This is a genomic window from Lachnospira pectinoschiza (assembly GCF_020564355.1).
In the GTDB taxonomy this organism is placed as follows: Bacteria; Bacillota; Clostridia; order Lachnospirales; family Lachnospiraceae; genus Lachnospira; species Lachnospira intestinalis.
Map to the genome: position 1 here is coordinate 1 of NZ_JAJCRR010000034.1, position 436 is coordinate 436.

Annotated in this window: 1 protein-coding gene; it reads left to right on the forward strand. The window is 35.3% G+C overall.

Going from position 1 to position 436, the window contains the following annotated elements; all coding sequences use genetic code 11:
• The coding region (locus LI288_RS14120) for an aminotransferase class I/II-fold pyridoxal phosphate-dependent enzyme (RefSeq protein WP_227091084.1) at positions 1 to 436 on the forward strand (436 nt) is incomplete at both ends.

The window sequence follows — 436 nt, forward strand, 5'->3', positions numbered from 1 at the left end:
TCTTTAAAACAATTACGGCAAATGAACGTATGTACGTGGAAAATCCATTAATTTTTCATAACGGAAAGTATACGATTGATTTTATAGATTTAGAAGAAAAACTTGCACATCCGAACAACAAAATCCTTCTCTTTTGTTCGCCTCATAACCCTACAGGACGTGTGTGGACAAGTGAAGAACTGCAACAAGTGGTCTTGCTTTGCCAAAAGTACGATGTTTTCTTAGTTTCAGATGAAATTCACATGGATATTTTACGCAATGGGAAACAGCATCATCCGATTTTGAAATATGGTACAGAAAATATTGCGCTTTTAACATCAGCCAGTAAAACCTTTAATTTCCCAGGATTGATTTTTTCCTACTTATTGGTTCCTGATGCGAACCTGCGTGAAGAATTTTGTCAACATTTAAAAGAAAAAGATGGACTTTCCTCTTG